The 19,591-nt window shown below is 64.1% G+C and carries 18 protein-coding genes; 4 read left to right on the forward strand and 14 right to left on the reverse strand.

Features of this window, described 5'->3' with window-relative positions:
• From AC3IFE_RS21345 to AC3IFE_RS21385, 9 genes are all read right to left on the reverse strand, one after another.
• A partial coding sequence (locus AC3IFE_RS21345; RefSeq protein WP_489191860.1) for a DUF3683 domain-containing protein occupies positions 1-1,156 on the reverse strand: 1,156 nt, incomplete at its 3' end.
• Between the two features lie 81 nt (positions 1,157-1,237).
• Positions 1,238-1,486, reverse strand: coding sequence for a hypothetical protein (locus AC3IFE_RS21350; RefSeq protein WP_489191861.1), 249 nt, complete (start codon positions 1,484-1,486; stop codon positions 1,238-1,240).
• 12 nt (positions 1,487-1,498) lie between these two features.
• Positions 1,499-2,275, reverse strand: a complete 777-nt coding sequence (locus AC3IFE_RS21355) for a helix-turn-helix transcriptional regulator (RefSeq protein WP_489191862.1) — start codon at positions 2,273-2,275, stop codon at positions 1,499-1,501.
• A 1,025-nt stretch (positions 2,276-3,300) separates the two neighbouring features.
• Positions 3,301-4,677, reverse strand: a complete 1,377-nt coding sequence (locus AC3IFE_RS21360) for an MATE family efflux transporter (RefSeq protein ID WP_489191863.1) — start codon at positions 4,675-4,677, stop codon at positions 3,301-3,303.
• On the reverse strand, positions 4,674-5,711 hold the full coding sequence (locus tag AC3IFE_RS21365) for a cysteine synthase family protein (protein WP_179233554.1): 1,038 nt from the start codon (positions 5,709-5,711) through the stop codon (positions 4,674-4,676). Before AC3IFE_RS21365 ends, AC3IFE_RS21360 begins: the two co-directional genes overlap by 4 nt.
• A 2-nt stretch (positions 5,712-5,713) precedes the next feature.
• Positions 5,714-7,096, reverse strand: a complete 1,383-nt coding sequence (locus AC3IFE_RS21370; protein ID WP_489191864.1) for an alanine racemase — start codon at positions 7,094-7,096, stop codon at positions 5,714-5,716.
• Positions 7,090-8,415, reverse strand: a complete 1,326-nt coding sequence (locus AC3IFE_RS21375; RefSeq protein WP_489191865.1) for an ornithine cyclodeaminase family protein — start codon at positions 8,413-8,415, stop codon at positions 7,090-7,092. The genes AC3IFE_RS21370 and AC3IFE_RS21375 overlap by 7 nt, the downstream gene beginning before the upstream one ends.
• A gap of 895 nt (positions 8,416-9,310) precedes the next feature.
• The gene (locus AC3IFE_RS21380) at positions 9,311-9,853 is read right to left on the reverse strand and encodes a hypothetical protein (RefSeq protein WP_489191866.1); all 543 of its coding nucleotides are present in this window, start codon (positions 9,851-9,853) and stop codon (positions 9,311-9,313) included.
• 373 nt (positions 9,854-10,226) lie between these two features.
• On the reverse strand, positions 10,227-12,212 hold the full coding sequence (locus AC3IFE_RS21385) for a gamma-glutamyltransferase family protein (protein WP_489191867.1): 1,986 nt from the start codon (positions 12,210-12,212) through the stop codon (positions 10,227-10,229).
• A gap of 299 nt (positions 12,213-12,511) precedes the next feature.
• Between AC3IFE_RS21385 and AC3IFE_RS21390 the strand changes: the two genes are divergently transcribed.
• Positions 12,512-13,444 carry a tyrosine-type recombinase/integrase gene (locus AC3IFE_RS21390; protein ID WP_489191868.1) on the forward strand — a complete coding sequence of 311 codons (933 nt, stop codon included), beginning with the start codon at positions 12,512-12,514 and terminating at the stop codon, positions 13,442-13,444.
• A 39-nt stretch (positions 13,445-13,483) separates the two neighbouring features.
• Here the strand turns inward: AC3IFE_RS21390 and AC3IFE_RS21395 are convergent, their stop codons facing one another.
• The 3 genes from AC3IFE_RS21395 to AC3IFE_RS21405 all read right to left on the reverse strand — a co-directional run bounded on the left by AC3IFE_RS21395 (position 13,484) and on the right by AC3IFE_RS21405 (position 15,358).
• A complete protein-coding gene (locus tag AC3IFE_RS21395; RefSeq protein WP_301740386.1) occupies positions 13,484-13,963 on the reverse strand; it encodes an RES family NAD+ phosphorylase in 480 nt (159 codons plus the stop codon).
• Entirely contained in the window at positions 13,960-14,415 is a 456-nt protein-coding gene (locus AC3IFE_RS21400) for an Xre family toxin-antitoxin system antitoxin (RefSeq protein WP_034208821.1), read from the reverse strand. Before AC3IFE_RS21400 ends, AC3IFE_RS21395 begins: the two co-directional genes overlap by 4 nt.
• Before the next feature lie 301 nt (positions 14,416-14,716).
• Positions 14,717-15,358, reverse strand: a complete 642-nt coding sequence (locus AC3IFE_RS21405) for an HD domain-containing protein (RefSeq protein ID WP_489191869.1) — start codon at positions 15,356-15,358, stop codon at positions 14,717-14,719.
• Between the two features lie 173 nt (positions 15,359-15,531).
• Here AC3IFE_RS21405 and AC3IFE_RS21410 point away from each other — a divergent pair, with 173 nt between their 5' ends.
• Complete coding sequence (locus tag AC3IFE_RS21410; protein ID WP_489191870.1) at positions 15,532-16,497, forward strand: GlxA family transcriptional regulator; 966 nt, start codon at positions 15,532-15,534, stop codon at positions 16,495-16,497.
• 64 nt (positions 16,498-16,561) lie between these two features.
• Here AC3IFE_RS21410 and AC3IFE_RS21415 read toward each other — a convergent pair whose 3' ends face one another.
• Positions 16,562-16,804: a hypothetical protein gene (locus tag AC3IFE_RS21415; protein WP_489191871.1), complete on the reverse strand. Its 243-nt coding sequence runs from the start codon at positions 16,802-16,804 to the stop codon at positions 16,562-16,564.
• Between AC3IFE_RS21415 and AC3IFE_RS21420 the strand changes: the two genes are divergently transcribed.
• Both AC3IFE_RS21420 and AC3IFE_RS21425 read left to right on the forward strand, forming a co-directional pair.
• Positions 16,791-17,105 carry a DUF4148 domain-containing protein gene (locus AC3IFE_RS21420; protein WP_489191872.1) on the forward strand — a complete coding sequence of 105 codons (315 nt, stop codon included), beginning with the start codon at positions 16,791-16,793 and terminating at the stop codon, positions 17,103-17,105. The genes AC3IFE_RS21415 and AC3IFE_RS21420 overlap by 14 nt on opposite strands.
• Before the next feature lie 277 nt (positions 17,106-17,382).
• The gene (locus AC3IFE_RS21425) at positions 17,383-18,096 is read left to right on the forward strand and encodes a dienelactone hydrolase family protein (protein WP_069619573.1); all 714 of its coding nucleotides are present in this window, start codon (positions 17,383-17,385) and stop codon (positions 18,094-18,096) included.
• A 107-nt stretch (positions 18,097-18,203) separates the two neighbouring features.
• On the opposite strand, the gene AC3IFE_RS21430 is transcribed toward AC3IFE_RS21425, so the two are convergent.
• The coding region (locus AC3IFE_RS21430) for an efflux transporter outer membrane subunit (RefSeq protein WP_489191873.1) at positions 18,204-19,591 on the reverse strand (1,388 nt) is incomplete at its 5' end.

A 19,591-nucleotide genomic window follows, 5' to 3' on the forward strand; every position in this document is an offset into this window, starting at 1 on the left:
GGCCTTCGATCTCGAGCATTTCGGTACGCAGCAGCTTCTCGCCGGGCGCATGCGCGCCGTCGAACCACTTCAGCTCGAAGCGCGCGACCGCGATGTCGTGGATCTTGCCCTGGTTGTGCTCGTGGCGCGTGACTTCGAGCCAGTTGCCGTCCGGGTCGACCATCCGCCACCACGCGAGGTTGTCGAGCGCGGTGCCCCACAGCACGGCCTTCTTGCCGCCCGCGTTCATCGCGACGTTGCCGCCGATGCACGACGCGTCGAGCGAGGTCGGATCGACCGCGAACACGTAGCCGGCCGCCTCCGCCGCCTCGGTCACGCGGCGCGTGACGACGCCCGCGCCGGAGAAGATCGTCGGCACCTTGTGCGCGACGCCCGGCAGCTCGGTCAGCTCGACCGCGCCGAGCTGTTCGAGCTTCTCGGTGTTGATCACCGCGGAGAACGGCGTGAGCGGCACCGCGCCGCCCGTGTAGCCGGTGCCGCCGCCGCGCGGGATCACGGTCAGGCCGAGCTCGAAGCACGCCTTGATCAGCGCGGCGATCTCGGCTTCGGTGTCGGGGGTCAGCACGACGAACGGGTATTCGACGCGCCAGTCGGTCGCGTCGGTCACGTGCGACACGCGCGACAGCCCGTCGAAGCGGATGTTGTCCTTCTGCGTGCAGCGGCCGAGCGCCTTGGTCGCGCGGCGGCGCAGCTCGGCCATCTTGTCGAATTCGTCCGCGAATTCGTCGACCGCGCGCTGCGCGGCGGTTTCGAGCATCTCGACGCGCGATGCGCGTTCGCGGCCGGCGTCGTCGTACCATCCGCTCACACTCACCCGACGGCGTCTTGCAATTTCGGACAGCCGATCATGCAGCGTGGCGATCAGGAACCGGCGACGCCTTCGGTTATCGAGCAGGTCGTCCTGCAGGTACGGGTTGCGGCGCACGATCCAGATGTCGCCGAGCACTTCGCCGAGCATCCGCGCCGAGCGGCCCGTGCGGCGCTCTGCGCGCAGTTCGTCGAGCACCGCCCACGCGTCCTCGCCGAGCAGGCGGATCACGATCTCGCGATCGGAAAACGACGTGTAGTTATACGGAATATTGCGCGACGGTTCATGTAATCCAGCTATTGCCCGAATACGCTCCAGCAATTGTACGGTTGGCAGTCGGGCATTCATTGGCGTCTATGAAATGAATGATGAAGCGATCGAGAACCACGCTCGGGAAAGCGGAATCGTATTCGGCAATCGGCAGGGAAACTAAACGGAAACGGCTGCCCGGATCAAATCGAATGCACCTTTCAGAATCATCGCCGTGGCGATACCGACCAACGGAGGCGCAAGCACGCCGGTCACGCACAGCAAGACACGGCCCGGCACCGGCAAGCCCGGTCGCTTCCATGCGATATAAAGTGCTGCCGGCGGCAGAAAGAGAATCGACAAAATATAAGCTTTGTACGTCAACCCGTGACGCGCGACAAATGCCTTGACCTTTTCCTTGAAAGACATTCCCGAACTCTCCTAGATCAATCCCAGACGGCTCACCTTCGCCACCGCTTGCGCTCTATTCGACACACGCAGCTTTTCATAGACGTTCGTCAGATGAAACTTGACCGTTCTTTCCGACATCGAAAGGATCCGGCCGATTTCCCACGCAGTCTTGCCTTCGACTACCCATTTGATTACGTCGGATTCCTTTCTCGTGAACTGAATCCTGTTCGAGCTTTCGCACGCATCCGGCTCGAGGCCGGCCGCGCGCGGTTCCGCGCCTTCCCGGTTCTGCCGCGCAATCTTCTGGGTCAACGCCGCATGCAAATGCATGGCGATGAGACTGACGAGCAATGCCGAATGCAGCGTCGTGTCTTCACACTTCAGCTGCAAAACGGTCCGAATGGCCGTCGAATCGCCGGGTGGAGCGCCGATGCAAGCGACCACACCCCGCCCCCGCATGTACGACGCGACATCGCTGACCTGCGCATCGCGTTGTGGCGCTTCCCCGTCGAGATCGCGCCAGCGAAACGTATGATCCTGACGATCGGACAACGCGAAGCAACCCAGATATCGATCGATATCGATCCCGGGGCCGAACAAAGTCACGCCTCTTCGGGCTCCCGCGTCGCTCGCGGCCCCATAGCGATATATCAGCCCGTGAGAAGCCGTATCGCCGCTTCCGCCGTGCAAAATCAAACACTTGTCGAACGGAATCACGCGTCCGATTTTTTCCGCGAGTTGATCGATCCCCTCGGTCAAACCGTTGGGACGAAGAATCTCGCCAATGATGCGAGAAAAGGTCTCCAATTTTCTGGGCCCTTATTGAAAAGACAAGATTCGTATTCGTCGACATGCTCTGGCAGCCGAATAGCTGCCAAAGCTTCAAGGCCTTATCGGATTGGCAATCCAACGCCACTTGCTTTCTACGCGCCAGTACTGCGACAGTATCCGATGGCAACGTCTAGCCAGCCATCGTTCGCGAACCATGTTTTGAGAACCAGTACTCATGTGGAATACAAACCAATTACGCAAGACCATTAACATCTGAATTATTTACTTGCCAATGGCTGAAACAGTTCACCACATGCCTATCCGTCTAGACTTCGCGCTCTAAAGTTGAAGTTGCGCAAGTATATCGGAGGACAGAAGACAGAAACATTACTTTCCGAAAAAAATATGTAATGAACCTTTCTTTGATATTACAGAGCGAAATTGCGATTTCGTTGCGTGAAAATGCACCAAATCCACAGAATATTTCAATAACTCTGCGAAGTGCGGCATCTTGTCACAATTTTGAATTCGAAGCGCCAGAAAACTTTACAAATCAATCGACGTCAATTTCACCGGCTCGTATAATACGATGCATTATTTACATCGCGCGCATCCACGGCAATCAATTACCGCTTCGATAATTCATAAAATGCGGCCGGCCAAATCATGCTTTCCAGATGTGGTTATATCCGCCTCGCTCTTTCGACCTCGATCGGCCGAATTAGAAAAATTTACTGACTACGAAAACGCTCCACCGACGCATCTCGTCGGCATACGATTCGCGCACTCATGAGCGATGACCGTCACGGCTTGTGCATCCCCAAAGCGGAATACGCCGGATGAGGCGAGTCACGACCACCATGCCGCGCACCGGGTCGGTCGCGGACAAAGACAGGTTGCCTTCTATAAACGACAACGCATGCGGACAATCGGGAATTCGGCCGGCATTCCGCCGCTGGAGGGAACGAGCGGAAGTGCCGCGTTCGATGCAATGCCAGCCGGTACTTCGGGAATTCGGTGCACGGCGTGCACCGGTGTACGCATTGGAAACTTCGTCGCGTTCACGAATGTCCGTCTTGCACTCGTTTCGTCATCGCGCGAAGGCGGCCCTCGAACTTGTGCAGCAACATCGACGCCGTTGCCGCCAGGCCGATGGCAAGTCCGCTCCAGATACCGTAGATGCCGTATCCCAGCAGCACACCGGCCGCCCAGGCGACCGGCAGACCGATCAACCAGTATCCGACGATCGATATCCGAAACGAACTCGTTACGTCACCGAGGCCCCGCAAAATGCCGACGCCGATGTTCTGGCTGCAATCGAAGATCTGCAGCAGCGCCGCGATCGTCAGCAGCCCCCCGGCGAGGCGCAGAACTTCGGCACTCGCGGCCACACCGTTATCGAGAAATGGCGCGAGCACGCGGGTGGGCGCAACGAGATACGGCAGCGCAACGATCAGCATGGTCACGACGCCCAGCGCGAGCCCCGTATAGCCGAGTCGACGCGCACCGCGATAGTCGTGCCGCGCACACGCATGGCTGATGCTGATCGACGACGCGTGAGACAAACCGACCGAAACCATGAACACGATGTAGATCATCTGATTCACGATCGTCTGGACGGCCAGCGCATCGGCGCCGAGCGTCCCGATCACGAGCGTGAGGACGGTGAAGAACGCCGCCTCCGATCCATAGGTTGCCGCGATCGGCAAACCCATCCGCCACGTCCGCGCCAACGTATCGGCATCGGCACGCCAGACGACAAGCGACAAGTGTTCGGATAGTTCCGGCCGGCGCCTGGCGATCGTCAGAAACGCGATGAAGGAAAGCAGGTACACGCTGCTGGTTGCGCACGCAATACCGATCAGGCCGAGCTTCGGAAATCCGAACCGGCCGAACATCAACGCGTAGTCGAGCGCCGCATTGACGACGATCGATACGATCGTGATCGCCAATAGCGGCCCGGGCTTGCGCAGTCCGACGGTGTATTGCCGAAGCACCTGAAACCACAGACACGGCAACATGCCGGGTGCCGCCGCCGCGAGATAGAACGATGCTTGCCGCGCGACGTCGGGATCCTGCCCGAGCCAGACAAGCGGCATTTCGATACATAGCATCATCAATGCAAACGCCAGTGCCGCGAGCGTCGACAGCGCAAAGCCGGACCGCACCAGCCGCATGATGTCCGCATGCGCGTGTTGACCGTTCGCGAACGCGACGAGGTTGCCGGTTCCCGTCACCAGTCCGGTTCCCATCGTCCGGAACTGGTTGAAGATCGTCAGCGCGAGGCCGCCCGCGGCGATCTCGCGCGGGCCGAGCATGCCCATCATGACGATGTCGGTCGTCGTCAGCGCCACCTGGGCGAGTTGCGTCAGGATAAGGGGAGCGGCAAGCACGCCGATTTGCGTGGCATCGAGCCAGACTTGTCGATGAAGTTTCATGCGGCGCGGGAAAATATCGATTCAAGTTCCCGGGCAATCGACGCATCGAGCAGATTTCGCTCTCGCATCCAGTCGTCGTCGAACACCGTGTCGAGATATTTCTCCCCGCCGTCACAGACGAGGACCACGAGCGTCGCACCCGCGGGCAGCGAGTCGAACATCTTCAACGCGTGCCAGATGACGCTGCCCGCCGAGCCGCCGACGAGCAGCGACTTCTTGCGCGCGATATAGCGTGCCGTATTGAAGGCGGCCGCGTCGGTCACTTTGTAGCCTTCGTCGAGCAACGCATAGTCGACCAACGCGCCGATCTCGGCGCCGGGCGGCGTCCCGGTGCCGGACTGATAATACGATCCGCCTTCGCCGCCGAAAACGATCGAGCCGACGGGCTCGACGCCAATGACTCGCGGCGCCGGCCCTGTCGCGAGCAGCTCTCGCGCAGTGCCGAACAGCGAGCCTCCGGTGCCGACCGAACCGACCAGAAAGTCGATTCGGTCGCCGAGGATGTCGCGCAGTTCATGTGCCAGCCCGCGGTAGCCGTTACCGTTCGCAGGATTGTTGTGCTGCTCCGTCCAGATGCTGTCCGGATCGTGGGCTGCCATGCGCTTGGCAAGCGCGTCGCGGTCCGCCGTCGCGATCGCGTCGCCGTCGCTCACGCAGACGAGCTTTGCGCCGAAGGCCTGCATCGCGCGCAGCTTGTCTTTCGACGCGTGACTGTCCACGATCGCGGTGAACCGATAGCCGCGCTCGGCCGACAACAGCGCGAGCCCCATGCCCGTATTGCCGGACGTCGATTCGATCACGTGTCCGGCCGGCCGCAGACTGCCGTCCTGTTCGGCTTCGTCGAGCATCTGCCTTGCCATCCGGATCTTGGCGCTGCCGGTCGGATTCGTCGATTCGAGTTTAAGCAGGATGCGCGCGCCGTTGGCGCCGCGAATCAATTCGAACAACGGCGTGCGGCCGACAAGATCCGATACCTTCGACACGATCGCAGGCACGGCGATCGTGGCTTGCTCACCCATAAAACGCACATTCATGGTCAGGCTCCCGGAAGCTGAAAGAGGCGATCGACGCGCCAGCGTGGCCGCGCGCCGTCAAGTGTCAAGACAAGCTTGGGGGGAAGCGGCAGCTCGTGAAATGGAGATTCGTTCGAATCCATCTGATAGCCGGCCGTGTTCGGGTAGATCAGCAGATCGCCGGGTTCCGGGCGCTGCCCGAATGCGATCTTGCGCCAGGTCAGCATGTCCGAATCGAGGCAGCTCGCACCGCCGACACAGGCGCGATAAGGCGTGCCCGGGCGCGGCGACCGCGAAGGCGCGCGCACGACGCTCAGCAGTTCCGGATCGGGCAGGAATTCGCTGGCAAACCATTGCTCCGACACGCTGAAGCTCGTGCCATTGACGGTCGCTATGCCATAGTCGCCGCAGTCCTTCATGCCTTGCACGGCAAACGCCGTGAACCCTGCCTGATCCAGCAGCGCACGCCCCGGTTCCAGCATCAGCGTCAGGCCGTACTCGCGAAGCAGTTCCGCGAGCGATGCGGACGCCGAATCAGGAGTCCCGGCCAGGATCGCATCGAGCATCTGCGCACCGCTACACGCCGAGTGATACGGATAGAATCCGTCGAATACCTTGTTGGCGTGGTAATCGTCCGCCCGGTGCGCACGCTGGAATGCGTGCCAGTCGCGCTCGCTGGCATACGACATCGCGAAGCCGCCACCGATATTGATCGTGGTCGGCGCAAGACCGAGCTCACGCGCGGCCATGCAAGCGCGCATCGCGGTCGCGGCCTGATTGCAGCGCTCCGTCGCGCTGTGACCGGATAGATGAAACGAGAACCCTTCGAGGACGAGTGACGCCTGCATCGCGGCACAGGTCGACAGCGCGACGCGGAGTGCGTCGACACTCAAACCGAATCGGCTGTCGTTGCGTGCCGTCGGCGCCATCCGCAACAGAATGCGTGCGACCCGCTTCGCCTGCCCCGAAATCGCGATCAGCCGATCGAGTTCTTCCCCGCTGTCGATGGCGATCAACGCATCGTGCAAAACCGCGAGCCGCAGCAGCGCACTCGACTTCGACGGGCCGGATACACCGATATCGGTTCCGCCCACCCCCGCGGCCAACGCTTCCGAGAACTCGCCCGTGCTTGCGACGTCGATGCCGATCCCCGATGCCGCCGCCGCATGCGCAAAGCATCGCGCCTTGTTCGCCTTCTTCGCGTAGTAAATGCGCCCGGACACCTCGCGACCGTCCAGTACGCGCTGAAAATCGGCGACATTGCGCGCGAAGCGCTCGGGAAACAAGAAATGAACGGGCGCGTCGAAACCATGCACAAGGTCGTGGATCGTCGCCTGATGTTCGTCCACGAAAGCCCGCAGCAGCGGGTCCCACAACGCCGGCAGCCGTGGAATATCCGTCACCATAGTTCGACTTCCCGGCCGAGCCCTTTCGTTAGCGCGGCATCGGCCAGCACGCGCCCCAGCGCGATGTCGGTCACGATCATGCCGCTGTTGAACGCGTAAACGATATCGGCATCGGTGCGCCGCGCAGGCTTGCGGCCAAGCAGTATGTCCGGCAACTCGGCATCGACGGCAGGCAGTTTTCCGGCTTCGTCCGCGAGATCGGCACCGGTCACTTGCATTTGCGCCTCGCTCGTCGCGATGCGGTAATCGGCGCCATGCAGCGCGTCGGCGTGAATGCCGTATCCGACCAGAAGCGCGAGCGCGCCCGGCTTCAGCGCCGCGTGCCGCACGGCCTCCGATACACCGGCGCCGGCCACCCCGAGCACGATGTCCGCTTCATTCGCGGAGGCCACGAGATCGGTCGACACTTCGATGTCACGGCCCGGATGAAAGCGCTTCAACGTCTTGCGGACGGCGTCGATCCCCGACGCATAGTGGCCGTGCACGATCACGCGCTCGATGTCCGGCAAGGCGGTCAGCAGGAACGGCGCCGCCATCCGCCCCTGCGTCCCCGTGCCGACGACGAGCGCCGTTCGAGCCCGCGGCGCGGCAGCGCGCGCGATCAGGGCAGACACCGCCGGCGTGCGCAGCGACCCGACAAGGCTGCCGTCCATCAGCGCGACAGGCAGGCCGGTTTCATCGTCGAACAGCAACAACGTCGTGTAGTACTTCTGCAGTTCGCGGTTATGTTCCGGATCGAACTTATACGACGTCTTGAAGCCGACTGTTCTGCGTCCGCCGTCTCGACCCAGCATCGAGTACGCGACGGAATGCTTGTCCGGGGGCTGGCTCATCAGCTTGCGCGGATTGTCGGATTCGCCGCTACCGAGGCCAAGGTATGCGCGTTCGACGGCATCGAGCACCATCGACGGATCGTAGTCGAGTTCGTCGATCGTGCGCTTGCCGAGCACGAGGAGTCGCGAGGGTTGCGTTGCGAGCCGCGGTCGAACGTCCGCGTCGGGTTCAGCGCCATCTGCCATCGTGGATATCATCGTATTCACTTGTGTCTCACCGGATTTCACGTATCGAACGGGCCTGCCACACTGGTCGTGCAGGTTGACTTGAACATTGACGTGCCGCGACCGGCACCGACGCACCAGATCGCACATTCCTGTTCCGCGGCGTTGCCGCTGCGAATCGCGCGCACGACATGAAGGCGGATGCGCCGGGAGGCTGGCGACACGCTCAATTACTGCGGGTGCTTCATACGCTGCAACGTATTGATCCTGGAATCTTGTCTTCCGAAATGCGGATCGCGCAGCAAGGAACGGGATCGTCAATTATTTCGTTTTTCATTTCATACGACCCATTCATTTTCCAATCCGAATCAAATTGATTAAAAAATCCACATTGATACCAGCGATAACCACAAGATGGCTCGCGATTGATGCTGATCGCGATAATCAGCATTTCGATAACGAAAATACCGTGTTCCCTCCGAGATTCACCAGGTGCTGGCTGACGAGTTCAGCAATATCGACGGGATTCCCTCATGTCGGCATAGCTGCCTGGCAGGCGGCATTCATGTCGCGCCAACGCGCGCACATGATGAAGCGCAGCGAACCGTGTCACGACCATCCGGGCGTTCCGTCAACCTCGATGGTTGCAACCGGTAGAGAAAATACAAATCGCTCGTATTTATAAACTAGCTTCCACTTTCCTTGCAAATACTTTATTTCATCATTGCAAATGCATTTACGGCGGCCGCCATTGAATCACGAAAGCGAAATTTGAGGCCGCCAGCCGCTCGATGGCGATATCGAAAAGCAAGCTCGGCTCGCTGCTCGAAAATACCGCCTGAGCGATGCCTCGTTGAGGAAAAAAAGTGCCCTGCATCGAAAGCCGCCGAATCGTTCGGGTGGGATATGTCGTGACGGTGCGGGGCTCTACCCAGCCGGTGCCGGTGGTTCGGAGAACCGCCTGCGGGCCGCATGGCGTTCCGTCCGCGCGGCCTTCGAGCCGTCAGCTTGCCGCTGCGGCCCGACAGTCGTCTCTTTCTGGCGTCAAATTCAGTCGACCCGCCGTTTATTATTATTTGCGATCCCAATCAATATCGATACATCCGTTTTCCCGCCTTTCGACATGAGGCGCCGTGCGCGACGTATCGCGTTCCTTAATGAAAAAACCCGGCCCGCATCGAAGCGGGCCGGGCCATGACGGGATGCGTGCTGCTTGTTACAGCGCGCCGCCTTGCGCCGATGCCGAGCCCTTCACGCCGACCGACGCACCGCCCTGCACCGAATTCGTCGCGCCTTCGAGCGCCTCGCCGGCCTTCGCCTTCGCGCCGCCCGCCACGTCGCCCGCGGTCGATACTGCGCCTTGAGCATGGCGCTTCGTCGAGGCTGCGACGTGCTTCACGTGCGACTTCGTCGCGTGCACGGCCGATGCCGCCGCATCCTTCGTCGCGCCAGCCGCCGAACCGACCGCCTGCGTCGCGCCGCCCACCGCCGTACCGGCCGCCGTGCCCACGCCGCCGACCGTCTGGCCCACGCCGTTCAGCGCGCCGCCGACAACATTGCCGGCGCCCGAACCCGAGCCGGCCGCATTCGCGCCGGCGCCTGCCTGCACACCCACGCCGCCGCCGAGCAGCGGCGTCTGGACCTGCGCACCGGCGCCTGCGGAACCCTGGGCGCCGGTCTGGGCCGTCTGTGCAAATGCAGCCGACGTCGCCATCGCCGTCAGAGCGGCACCCAGCAGAATCGTACGAATCTTGTTCATGGTCATTCTCCCCAAAGACGTTGTTGCTGCGCGCCGCGTTCGTGCGGCTGGTCGCATGCCTTGCCGCGACATGCGGCAGGTGGAGCTAATGTAGCGGCGCCGGCGAACAAAACGACTGCATTGCGGGGACTGTTACTTCGGTTGCAAATGCTGACGATTGACTCACACTGTTTGACAATCGGAGGGTTTGCTGCGGAGGTGGCCGCTGTATTTGACGACGGACGGGCGCGGCACGGGCCGGCAGGCATGCTTCATGCCGACCCATTTCATCTGCATTCCGAATGATAAGGATGACGTGGATCTATGCGGCCGCTTCACGATGCACGGCCCCGGCCGCCAGCAAGCGGACCGGGGCCGTGCGCACGCTGTCCGATTACGGCCGGAACGTATCGCCAAGCACGACGCCTTCGCGACGCGGATCGGTGCCGCCCTGCAACGCCGGCGACTGGCCGACCGTCACGCGCATCACCGTGTTGATGCCGCTCGCCTGCGCGGACGTCGACACCTTGTGCCCGAGCGCGAGCAGCCCCGTGATCAGCGGATCGTTCGCGCCGTTGTTCGCCGCGTTGACGTTCGGATGCTCGCCGCCGATCGTGGTCGTCGGGCTGTTGCTCGCGCCGAAGTCGACGAGCCCCGCCGACTGCTGCGCGTCGAGCCCCCAGTCGAGCGCGCCGACCAGCGTCTTGACCACGTATTGCGGAATCGTGCCGCCGCCCGGCGAACCGGTCGCCATCACGAAGTCGCCGCGCGAACCGTCGGCGGCCCGCCCGAACACGATCGTCGGCGCCATCGAGCTGCGCGGCCGCTTGCCCGGCTGCAGGCGGTTCGCCACCGGATTGCCCGACGTGTCGGCCGGGTTCGCGGAAAAGTCGGTCAGCTGGTTGTTCAGCAGGAAGCCGTTGGTCATGTGGAACGAGCCCATGCTCGACTCGACCGTCGTCGTCGCGCTCAGCACGTTGCCGTCGCCGTCCACGATCGTGAACTGGTTCGTGCCGTGCTCGATCAGCGTCGTGTCGACGCCGAGCGGCACCGCGCCGAGATTGCCGGGCTGCGCGGTGCCCATGCTTTTGGTCGTGTCGATCAGCGCCGCACGCGATTTCAGGTAGGGCTTGTGCAGCAGCGTGTCCCACGTGCCGCCCGGCAGCGGCACGAAGTCGGTATCGGCGACGTACTTGTCGCGGTCGGCATACGCGAGCCGTTCGGCCTCGGTGATGAGGTGGACGCCCGCGACGGTCGGCTTGCCGCCTTCGAGATCGATCGCCGTCGGCTTCAACGACTTCAGATCGTAGTTCTCGAGAATGCCGAGCGCCGATGCGACCGCGATGCCGCCCGACGACGGCGGCGGCATCCCGCAGACCCAATAGCTGCGATAAGTCGTGCACACCGGTTCGCGGCGCTTCGCCTGATACGCGGCAAGATCCGCGACGCTCGTCTTGCCCGGCGTGAGCGTCGAGCCGTCCGCGCCCTTCGTCACCGCGATCTTCGCGACGATGTCCTGCGCGATCTGCCCCGTGTACAGCGCATTGGGGCCCGACTGCGCCATCAGCGACAACGTGTGCTCGTAGGCCGGATTCTTCAGTACGGTGCCGAGCGGCTTCGGCGAACCGTCGGCGTTCAGGAAATACGCGGCGGCTTCGGGGTCGCGCTTCAGGTTCGCGGCGTTCGCCGCGATCGCGTCGGCCAGCCGGCCGCCGATCGGAAAACCGTTGGTCGCGAGCGTGATCGCGTCGCCGAACAGGCTCTGCCACGGCAAGCGGCCATGATCCTGTTGCAGCGCCTCGATGAGCCGCGGCACGCCGATCGTGCCGATCGAGCGGCCGCTCGCGCGCGCGTTCGGCAGCGGCGCCGAATGATCGGTGGCGTCATCGACATAGCGCAGGTAGTTTTCCGTCGCGGCGGCCGGCGCGGTTTCGCGGCCGTCGTACGCCTGCAGCGTCTTGCCGCGCGCATCGTAGTAGAGCAGCACGCCGCCCGACCCCAAACCCGTCGCCTCCGGCACCGTCAGGCCGAGCACGGCCTGCACGGCGACCGCCGCGTCGGCGGCCGTGCCGCCCTTCTTCAGCACCGCGCAACCGGCCGCGCTCGCGTATGCGTTCGACGTGGCCACCAGGTACGTTTTCGCATAGACAGGCTTCATCCCCGTGCGATAGCCCGACGACGCTTCAGGCAGCGACGGGTCGCCCGGCTGGTTCGAGCCCACCACGACCGTCGCGCCGCTGTTATCGACCGCGAGACAACTCGTCTCGGTGGAAGGTGGGGTCGCGCGGCCCGCCTCGTTCTCGACGTCGCCGCCGCAGGCGGTCAACAACGCAGCCGCGAGCAACGCGGACGCATACGGAAAAATCGCTGTTCTGTTCATTGTCTGCCGATGTGCTGGTCGTTGCGATGGATATCCTGTCGCCAGCGACCCCCTCGATGCGCGGGCGATGCGTTCGATAGTCCCACGAACGGAATTTTTTTCGCAATCGGGAAACGACGTCATGCAACCGGACGTTGTGTGCGCAACGTCACCGAACCGGCATGCGGTTCTATCTGCTGCATTGCAGCGCAGCGCATGGGCGTGTCGTGACGTCGTTACCTTTTCGCCCGGCGTCGCGTGCCGGCCGCCCGGCCATCGGGACGATTGCCGGCGTCGCCCCGTCCGGCTATAAAGCGGGGATGGATACGGATCGCTGGATTCACGACCCCGTCGGCGCGTTTCGCGCTTGGCAGGAAACCGCCGCGACCGGCGCCGGCCGCCGGCCGTTCGCGCCGCGTTCGATCGTCCAGCATGTCGCGATGTTCGAGCGATTCCTGCGTCACCTGAGCGCGCGGCACGTGTCGCTCGCGACGTTCGGGCCCGACCACGTCGCAGCCTTCCTCGCGGAGCTCGACCGTACCTGCGCGCCCGGCACGTCGACGCGCGTGCGCTATGCGAAGCTGATCGACCGGCTCGGCCGGCATCTGGTCGATGCCGGTGTGCGGACGATTCATCCGGCCGGCCGATCGACTCACGATCTCGCATGGCCGGACGGCGAGCCCGAGCCGTGCTACCTGCCGCCCGACGCCGACGCGGCGCTGCAGCACCACGTGCAGCCCCGAGCGGACGATACACTCGCCGACTGCCGGAATCGCGCCATCGTCGCGCTGCTGCTCGCGAGCGGCATCACGTCGGCCGAGATTCGCTCGGCGACAGGCGACGCACTCGATCTCGACGCGCGGCCAGCGGTGTTGTCGGTGCCGCGCGATCGCGCGCGGCCGGCGCGCCGGATCGCGCTCGCCGCGTTTGCGCTGGCGCCGCTCGCCGCCTGGCGTGCGCGTTCGGACGTGTCGCCGCCGATGCGGCTGTTTCCCGCGCCGCGCGGCGGCGCAATGAACGACATGTTCCTGCTGCTCGTCGTGCGCGATGCACTGAACGCGATCGGCTTTCACACGGCGGACATGAGCCCGCGCGTGCTGCGCAATACGTATGCGCGCCGCCAGTTGCTCGCCGGCCACGCGCATGCCGATGTCACGGCGATGCTCGGTCTCGCCAGCCTGCGAACGGTCACGCGCATTCGGCAAACGCTGCCGCCCGATGCGGCCGCGAATCGTGCGGCCCACGAGCGGTGATCGCGCGCCGCCGGCGCGAACCGCGTTCCCCCCGGTGCGCTATTCGCCCGGCTTCGGCTGCACCAGCCGCAGAATCCGCGTGTCGTACGGCGATTGCATCACTTCCGCGACGCGGATGTCGGACGCGGCCGGATGCAGCGGGTTCAGCAGGAAGTTATGGGCGTGCGGCACGACGACGCTCGGCACGCGCAGCAGCGCGCTCGGCTGCGTGGCCAACCACTCGGTGCCGGCGCTGCGGGTCCAGTCGACGTTCGTGCGCCAGTCGTCCGGCGCATCGCCTTCCACGATTTCGGCCACGTCCACCGAATCGGGCACCTCGATACGCAGCAATTGATATGCGCTCGGCAATTGCGCGACGGTGGCGATTTCGAAATGAACCAGCGTCTCGAGCAGCGCGAGCGCCGGATGCTCGGCGAGATACACGACGGGCTGCCCGGCGAAATGCCAGCGCCCGCCGGCCCGCAACCCGCCGATGCCTTTCAGGTCGGCGTAATTGCTGATCCGCCACAGCGTCGTCAAGCGAAGTACCCTTCGTCGATCTGCGTGAGGGCCTCTTCGACGAGCCGCGCGCCATGCTCGGTGCTCGCCATGTCGAGCGACGTGCGGCCGCCGAAGCGCTGGAGCCCGTTGCGCAGCCACGCCATCGCCTTGTCCTGGTCGCCGAACGTGGCCGCCGCCTGCGCGACGATGCGCGCGAGACGGATCGCCTTGTCCGACTCTTCTGGCGACAGGCGTTCGTGCGCCTGCCGACGATGACTCAGCGTGCGGCGCGGAATGATGAAGGCCAGCTCGTCCGATTTCAGCCCGTGCTCCGACAGCCGGTCGATCACCGATACGTCGACGCGCGCGCTCGCCAACTCGGCCAGATCGGCGCCCGACCGGACGCGGATCGCCAGCAGTTGCTCGAGAATCGTGAATTCGGCCTGACGCGGGTGCGCGACGCCCGACGGGTGAAATGCGATGGTGCTCATGACCTCCCTCCGGCAATTTGCCCCATCATTATAGGCGTTTTGCCGGCGAGAGGCGGATGGTTGAGGGAGGGTTTGCCCACCGGGGGCTGGCGGACCGGTTTTCGGCGGTACGCGAATCGGAGATTCGCCCCGGTGAGGAGGTGCAAAAATTCAGTATATAAAGTCCCTCTTCGTAATGATCTGAAGTTGTCACGTAACAATTTTCCAACGGTAATACGGGAGCCGAGGGCATCGGCTCTTTTCCCTGCTGCCCGCCGGGCAAACGACCACCGTCGGCTGATGCGCAGCCGAGTGTCGAGGCTCAGCCGGCCCATGCCGACGACCGGATCACGCTGCAGAAGTTGCCCGCATGGAAATGCGGATCCTTGTCCGCGAGCACGTCGGCCTTCACGTTGCCGAACGTCGTGCCGGGCTTGTGCTTGATGCCGTCGTAGAACGCCTGAATGATGTCTTCCTTGAAATGCGGCGTGCGTGGATGCGCGCGCACGACCGCTTCCCGCTCGATGTCGCTGTATTCCGGGTAAGCGAGGCCCAGTACGTCCATTTCGACGCCTGCCGTGACCAGCGCGACGACCGGATGCATGTGCTGCGGAATACCGGGCGTGGTGTGCAGCGCGATCGAGGTCCACACGACATCGATGTCCTGTTGCGAGATCCCCTTTGCCTTCAGAAAATCGCGGGCGGCATTGGCGCCGTCCACTTCGAAGCGCTCGCATGCGCTGCTGTGCCGGTGCGTCAGTCCCATGTCATGGAACATGCAGCCGCAATAGAGCAGCTCGGGGTCGTACTCGAGCCCGCGGCGCCGGCCCGCCAGCGCCGCGAAATAGAACACGCGGCTCGAGTGATGGAACAGCAGTTCGGATTGGGTATCGCGCACGAGTTCGGTGATCTCGCGCGTCAGTCGAGTATCGGGAAGGGTGATGCCGGCAACGTTCACAGTCATGATCGACCTCCGTGGAAAACATGCTCGATTGTCCGGGGACCGACAGGTGTCTCAAATAGGCTGAATGCGACGAATCCTGCCATTTCGCGCGACGAACGGACACGGTGCCGGCGCGGTGAAGAAAGCGTCCCTATACTGCTGCGCATCACGTTCGATACGACACGCAACCGATCATGCCGAAGGTCGTGGGTATTTTTGCCGTTCCTGGCGTTCAGCTGCTCGACGTCTCCGCGCCGCTCGACGTGTTCGCACAAGCGAACGTCGAATGCGGGAAGCCGTTCTATGCGCCGCGGATCATCGCGAGCGGGGCCGGTGCGATCCGCAGTTCATCCGGTGCACGATTGCTGCCCGACTGGATCGCCCCCGACATCCCCGAGCGCATCGACACGCTGCTGGTCGCCGGCGCGCCGAACGCCGGCCAGATCGCGCTGCGCACCGACGTCCTCGCGTGGTTGCGCGCGGCGGCCGTGCAGAGCAGACGCTATGGGTCGATCTGCACCGGGGCATTCATCCTCGCCGCCACCGGCCTGCTGAAAGGGCGTCACCTGACCACGCACTGGGCCTTCGCCGATGCACTCGGCGAAGCCTATCCGTCGCTCGTCATCGACGCCGACGCGCTGTACGTGCGCGACGGCAAGCTGCGCACCGGCGCCGGCGTCACGGCCGGGCTCGATCTCGCGCTCGCGCTGGTCGAGGAAGATCTCGGCCGCGAGATCGCGCGGCGCGTCGCCGCGCAACTGGTGATGTTTTTCAAGCGTCCGGGCGGGCAGCTCCAGTTCAGCCGCAAGGGCGAAGCGCGCCCCGCCGGACGTTCGGTGCTGCAGGAAGTCCAGCGCTGGGTCGCGGCCTACCCGGATCTCGAACATTCGGTGGCCGAGATGGCCAAACATGCAGGCATGAGCCCGCGCCATTTCGCGCGGCTGTTCCGCGCGGAAGTCGGCATGACACCAGCCGCGTGGGTCGAATCGACGCGCATCTCTGCTGCCCGCCAGTTGCTCGAGAACGGCCATGACACACCGAAGCAGGTCGCCGCGAAATGCGGCTTCGCAAACGTCGATACGCTCAGGCGAGCGTTCGCCCGGCACGTCGGCATCACGCCGGCCGAATATCGGAAACGGCAGGCGACCCAGGCTGCGTGAGGCAGAACGCGCGGCGCTGAATGAGTGGCGCCGACGGCCTCGCTCAAATATTTCGGAATACGATTCAATCGAGCGAGCCGCTTGTTCCGTGCCGATCGACCTCATCGCTCCTTCCCTCTGCTCCGACGCACCGGAAATCATCAGATGAAATGGCGGGCCTCGCGAATCGTTTACCCAGTTGCAATAATGATTCGCTGCAACGCGTATTTCCGACCGGGAACGCGATCGTTACGATGCAATCAATCGCTGAACGCAACGAGCGAAGCGCGAAATCAACAGAACCGGAGGTCACCATGAAGTCGTTCATCACCGCTGTCGTCGCCGCAACCGCGTTATCCGCGTCGTACGGCGCATTCGCCCAGTCGAACCCGGCAGGCCAGCTCACGCGTGCCCAGGTGCGTGCGGAACTCGTCCAGCTCGAACAAGCCGGCTACAAGCCCGAAGTCTCCGATCAGTATTACCCGCGTGCACTGCAGGCCGCGCAGGCCCGCGTGACGAACGCCGACGAAGCCGGCTACGGCGCGCAAGCAGCCGCCGGCGCGCGTGCCGGCCGCGCGATCGCGGCCAAGCAGGAAGAAGGCCGCAACTCGATCTACTTCGGTCAGTAAGCCGGATACCCGCCGACGTATTTCCGGCGTATTCCGGATACCCCCGTCGTACCCGCGACACCCCGCTCCCGTTCATCGGGGCGGGGTGTTCGTTTTCCGGTTGTCCGCTCCCTTCGCTGCTCGCGTGCCGCCCGGCGCCGTTCGCGCAAGCGTCCGGTGTTTGCGCATAGAATGGCCGCGTGGTCGGCGTCGGCCAGCACGAACGCGAGCGGTATCACGACGCGCGCTGGCCGGCCCGATGTCGCACTCGGCGCATTTTTCGAAAAGGAGCGGTTTCATGTCTCAAACATCCGGTTCCACGATCACGTTTCGCCGCCCGGACGGCCAGGAACTGCAGGGCTATCTCGCCACGCCGGCACGCACCGAAGGCGCGCCCGCGGTCGTCGTCATCCAGGAATGGTGGGGGCTGAACGACCAGATCCGCGGCGTCGCGGACCGTCTCGCGCGCTGCGGCTACTTCGCGCTCGTGCCCGACCTGTATCGCGGCAAGTCGACGGTCGAGGAGGAAGAAGCGCACCATCTGATGACCGGCCTCGATTTCGGCGATGCCGCGTCGCAGGACATTCCCGGCGCGGTCGCCTACCTGAAGACGCTGGCGCCGCGGGTCGCGGTGACGGGCTACTGCATGGGCGGCGCCCTCACGCTGCTGTCGCTGCAGTACGCCGACGCGGATGCCGGCGTCACGTGGTACGGCCTGCCGCCGCTCGACTACATCGATCCGGCCAAGCTCAAGGTGCCGCTGATGGGTCACTGGGCCACGCAGGATGCGTTCTTCACGATCGACCAGGTCGACGCGCTGGAAAAGAAGCTGACCGATGCGAAGGTCGGCTTCGAATTCCATCGCTATCTCGCGCACCATGCGTTCGCGAACGAAACGGCCGTCGGCCCCGGCCGCATCGCCGGCACGCAGTTCGATCCGGTGTGGTCGGAAACGGCGTGGGATCGCACGCTCACGTTCTTCGGCCGAACGCTCTGGACGAAGCACGCGTAACGTAATGCCGCTTCCCGCGCGGCGACGGTACAAAGGAAAACGCCACGGATTTTGCGTCCGTGGCGTTTTCGTTTTCACACCCCTTCGGATGGACCGACAGGCACGGCTTACCCGTTCGTCGCCGTTGCCGACGCAGGCGCTGGAGCCGCCGCCTTGTCGTAATCGACCGGCGCATCCGGCGCGCGCAGCGCTTCGCCTGCATGCTGGATCCACCCGCCGCCCAGTGCACGGTACAGGTCGACCAGGTTCGTCCAGCGCGCCAGGCGCGCGCTGATCAGCGACTGCTGCGCCGAGTACAGATCCGTCTGCGCGGTCAGCACCGACAGATAGCTGTCCACACCGTTCTTGTAACGCAGGTCCGACAGGTCGAAGCGACGCTGCTGCGCGTGCTCGTTGCGCTCCAATGCCGCGATCTGCTGATCGTACGTGCCGCGTGCGGCGAGCCCGTCCGACACTTCGCGGAATGCCGACTGGATCGCCTTCTCGTAGTTCGCGATCTCGATGCGCTTCTGCACGTGCGCGAGATCGAGATTCGCGATGTTCTGCCCGCCCTCGAAGATCGGCAGCGCGATGTTCGGCGCGAACGACCACGCCGCCGTGCCGGCCTTGAACAGGCCGCCCAGCGTCGGGCTCGCGGTGCCGAACGCGGCCGTCAGCGAGATCTTCGGGAAGAACGCCGCACGCGCCGCGCCGATGTTCGCGTTCGCGGCCAGCAGCGTCTGCTCGGCCTGCATCACGTCCGGACGACGCGTCAGCAGATCCGACGGCAGGCCGGCCGGCACGTCCGTCAGCAGGTTCTGCGCGTCGAGCGGCATGCCCGCCGGCAGGTCGTCCGGCAGCGGCTCGCCGATCAGCAGCACCAGCGCGTTCAGCGCCTGCGCGCGCGCACGTGCCTGCGCCTGCTGGTTCGCGAGCGCCGTCTCGACCACCGTCTGCGCCTGACGCAGCTCGAGCTCGGAGCCCGTGCCGTTGTCGAACTGCAGCTTGGTCAGGTCGTACGACGCCTGCGCGGTCTTCAGCGTGTCCTCGGTGACCTTCAGCAGATCATCGGTCGACAGCAGCGTCAGGTACTGATCCGCCACCTGCGACACCAGCGAGATCTCCGACGCCTGCCGCGCATACGCGGTCGACAGGTACTGCGCGAGCGCCTGGTCCTTCAGGCTTTGCACGCGGCCGAACAGGTCGAGCTCCCACGACGCCGACAATCCGACGTTGTAGGTGCGCGAAATCAGCGGCTGGCCCGTCTGCGAGACACCGGCCGGGAAACGCTGGATGGTGCCCGTGCCCGTACCGTCGAGCGTCGGGAACAGCCCCGCGCGCGTGATCTGGTACTGCGCACGCGCGGCCTCGATGTTCAGCACCGACACGCGCAGGTCGCGGTTGTTTTTCAGCGCGATCTCGATCAGCCGCTGCAGGCGCGGATCGACGAAGAACTCGCGCCAGCCGATGGCGGTCGCCGCCTGGCCGTTCGCGCTGCGCGCGCCGGCCGCGCCCG

It is taken from the genome of Burkholderia sp. APQ4-4ca, assembly GCF_057837105.1.

What these genes read in the sequence shown, in the direction of transcription:
- AC3IFE_RS21385 (WP_489191867.1), bottom strand. Translation starts at nt 12,212, where the DNA reads ATGAACAGAACAGCGATTTTTCCGTATGCGTCCGCGTTGCTCGCGGCT.
- AC3IFE_RS21365 (WP_179233554.1), bottom strand. Translation starts at nt 5,711, where the DNA reads ATGAATGTGCGTTTTATGGGTGAGCAAGCCACGATCGCCGTGCCTGCG.
- AC3IFE_RS21360 (WP_489191863.1), bottom strand. Translation starts at nt 4,677, where the DNA reads ATGAAACTTCATCGACAAGTCTGGCTCGATGCCACGCAAATCGGCGTG.
- AC3IFE_RS21415 (WP_489191871.1), bottom strand. Translation starts at nt 16,804, where the DNA reads ATGAACGACTTCATGGTGACCTCCGGTTCTGTTGATTTCGCGCTTCGC.
- AC3IFE_RS21425 (WP_069619573.1), top strand. Translation starts at nt 17,383, where the DNA reads ATGTCTCAAACATCCGGTTCCACGATCACGTTTCGCCGCCCGGACGGC.
- AC3IFE_RS21400 (WP_034208821.1), bottom strand. Translation starts at nt 14,415, where the DNA reads ATGAGCACCATCGCATTTCACCCGTCGGGCGTCGCGCACCCGCGTCAG.
- AC3IFE_RS21350 (WP_489191861.1), bottom strand. Translation starts at nt 1,486, where the DNA reads ATGTCTTTCAAGGAAAAGGTCAAGGCATTTGTCGCGCGTCACGGGTTG.
- AC3IFE_RS21405 (WP_489191869.1), bottom strand. Translation starts at nt 15,358, where the DNA reads ATGACTGTGAACGTTGCCGGCATCACCCTTCCCGATACTCGACTGACG.
- AC3IFE_RS21390 (WP_489191868.1), top strand. Translation starts at nt 12,512, where the DNA reads ATGGATACGGATCGCTGGATTCACGACCCCGTCGGCGCGTTTCGCGCT.
- AC3IFE_RS21410 (WP_489191870.1), top strand. Translation starts at nt 15,532, where the DNA reads ATGCCGAAGGTCGTGGGTATTTTTGCCGTTCCTGGCGTTCAGCTGCTC.
- AC3IFE_RS21370 (WP_489191864.1), bottom strand. Translation starts at nt 7,096, where the DNA reads ATGGTGACGGATATTCCACGGCTGCCGGCGTTGTGGGACCCGCTGCTG.
- AC3IFE_RS21380 (WP_489191866.1), bottom strand. Translation starts at nt 9,853, where the DNA reads ATGAACAAGATTCGTACGATTCTGCTGGGTGCCGCTCTGACGGCGATG.
- AC3IFE_RS21420 (WP_489191872.1), top strand. Translation starts at nt 16,791, where the DNA reads ATGAAGTCGTTCATCACCGCTGTCGTCGCCGCAACCGCGTTATCCGCG.